Below are 2,603 nucleotides of genomic sequence, written 5' to 3' on the forward strand. Positions count from 1 at the left end.
TGAGTATTTGCCCCTTTTGATACCGCCCGTTATTGCGAATTGATACCGGCGGCATCGCGAGACGATACCGCCGGCGTTTCCCATCGGTACCGGTCGGCGCGTCCTACTCCGATCCGCCCTCCAGCTTCCTGCGCATGTTCATCTCGCCCATGCCGACCCAGGCGGCGCCGTGGACGATGCGGTCCATGATGGCGTCGGCGTGGACGCCGCCCCCGAGCCTGGCGTGCCAGTCCTTCTGGCGGAACTGCGTGCAGAAGACGGTGGACGCCGTGCCGTATCGGGCCTCCATGAGCTCGAGCAGGAAGCTGCGGAACAGCTCGTCGGGGCGGTCGAGCAGCCACTCGTCGAGCACGAGCACCTGGAAGGCCGCGTACTTCCTCGTGAGCTTCCGCTCGCCGCCGGGGCGCCCGCGCGCCTCGCGCCACAGCTCCTCCAGGTCGGGGCAGCGTATGTAGCACGCGCGCATGCGCCGCTGGCAGGCGGCCTTGGCGATCGCGCAGGCCAGGTAGGTCTTGCCGGTGCCGGTCGGGCCCTGGAGCACGACGCTCTGGCCGCGCTCGGCGAAGCCGCAGGTGGCGAGCTCGGTGATCAGCAGCCGGTCCAGCCCGCGCTCCTCGGAGAAGACGATCGACCTCACGTCGGCCTCGGGGTAGCGCAGGTTCGCGCGCTTGGTGAGGTTCCGGACCTTGGACGTGACGAAGGCCGAGTGGGCCTCGTCCACGGCCATCTGCACGCGCTCGGCACAGGTCATGCCCATGCACATGCCCTCGTCTTGCGCCTCGAGGGCGTCCAGCAGGTCGGATGCGCCCATGTCGCGCAGCTTGCGCCTCGTCTCCACGGTGAGCTCCATCGCCCTACGCCTCCCCGTAGAAGTCGGCGCCGCGCACGTAGCCGGCCTCGTCCTCGCCGGGCCCGCCGTCATCGGCATGCGCGCGGGAGACCAGGTCCTGGTTGGTCTCCAAGATGGGCTTCAGGTGCCTGTACCTGGGGGATGGCCCGCCCGAGGCCAGCGCCAGCCCGCACGCCCGCTCGAGCCTCTGCCTCGTGTAGCGGTGCTCGAGCCTGAGCACGGCGAGGGCGGCGTTGAAGCCCTGCTCCTCGTAGTCCACGCGCTGGAAGATGCGGTCCACCACCTCCCTGCAGGACGGCCCGACGCGGTCTGCCCACCTGCGTATGCGCCCCGCGTCCCAGTCGGAGTACGACCTGCCCTCGGGGAGGTCGCCGGCATGCGTCGAGTAGCGGTTGCGCGCGAAGGCCGGGAACAGCGGGTGCGTGGCGAGGCGCTCGCCGCCGAGGAACACCTCCAGGGTGGCGTCCGTGACCCTGAGGTCCACCGTCTTCCCGACCGCGAGATGGCTCACCGAGTAGTAGTTGCGCCTGTACGCCACATGGCAGTTCTTCTGCACCTTGCGGCCGTACACCCACTCGCAGACCTCGTAGGGCGCGGCGGGCAGCGGTCTCAGCAGCGGCCGCTCCTGCTCCTCGAAGACCTCCCGGCGCGTGCCCTCGCGTTTGGTGAACGGGCGGGCGTTGTGCTCCTCCAGCTTGGCCGCGACCGCCGCCTTCAGCTGGTTGAAGTCGGTGAAGACCTCGTCCCTGAGCGCCGCGATGATCTCCAGGGCGGCCTGCCAGACCTCGTTCTCCGCGCTCGGCTTGTCGCGCGGGGTCGCGACGCGCGCCGGCATCACCGCCGAGCCGTAGTGCGCGGCCATCTCGCGGTACGCGCCGTTGAGCTCGACCTCGCCCTCCTTCGGGTGCCTGGTCACGCCCGCCTTCAGGTTGTCCGGGACGATGCAGGGCGTCGAGCCGCCGATGTAGGCGAAGGCGTGCACGTGGCAGCGCAGCCATGTATCCTGCCCCATGTCCAGCGTCGGCTCGACGTAGGACAGCCGGCTGAAGGGCAGGCAGGCCACGAACAGGTAGACCTTCGACACCTCGCCCGTGGCCGGGTCGACGAGCGCCATCGTCGGCCCGGCCCAGTCGACCTCGAGGATCCTCCCCGCCTTGTGGCCGACGCGGCTCACCACCTGCCTTCTCACCGTGAACTCCCGGTAGCGCTTGCAGAACCGGTCGTAGGACATGAAGGGCTCGCCCTTCGACCTCGCCCCGTCGCGGTACTCCGCGTGCAGGCGCTTCAGCGTGACGCCGACCCGGGCGAGCTCGCGGTGGACGCGGTCCCAGTCGGGATCCGCGTAGACCGGCCCGTCGTGCACCCTCTCCGGGAACAGCAGCGCGTACGCCTCCGCGTCCGTCATCCCCTCGACGTCCTCCCAGGCGACGCCCCTCTCGTCGGCGGCGTGGAACGTGTCGACCACGCTGGTCTTGGAGACCGGCTGCGTCCGCGCTATCGCCGTCGCCGACAGCCCCGAGGCCCTCAGCCTCAGCATCTCCCTCACGGGTATCCTTCTCGCCATGCCCGATACCTCCTTGTCTCGCGGGGACACATGGCGCCGCGAGCGTAGCGCCGGCGCGGCGCCGCGGCGGCGCGGCGCCCGCGGGCGGTATCGAGGCGCGATATCGGCGGTATCGAAGCGGAATATCGGCGGGGGCGGAGGGTAGTATCGACTCGCGCTACACCCGGTACCGAGCAGGGTGATTACTCA

The 2,603-nt window shown here is 70.0% G+C and carries 2 protein-coding genes; both read right to left on the reverse strand.

Going from position 1 to position 2,603, the window contains the following annotated elements; all coding sequences use genetic code 11:
- Positions 1–103 precede the first annotated feature (103 nt).
- On the reverse strand, positions 104–850 hold the full coding sequence (locus H6A15_RS10065) for an ATP-binding protein (RefSeq protein ID WP_204673622.1): 747 nt from the start codon (positions 848–850) through the stop codon (positions 104–106).
- 4 nt (positions 851–854) lie between these two features.
- Entirely contained in the window at positions 855–2,414 is a 1,560-nt protein-coding gene (gene istA, locus H6A15_RS10070) for an IS21 family transposase (RefSeq protein ID WP_204673623.1), read from the reverse strand.
- Positions 2,415–2,603 lie beyond the last annotated feature (189 nt).

The organism is Enorma phocaeensis (assembly GCF_016901575.1).
GTDB classification, from domain to species: Bacteria; Actinomycetota; Coriobacteriia; order Coriobacteriales; family Coriobacteriaceae; genus Limicola; species Limicola phocaeensis_A.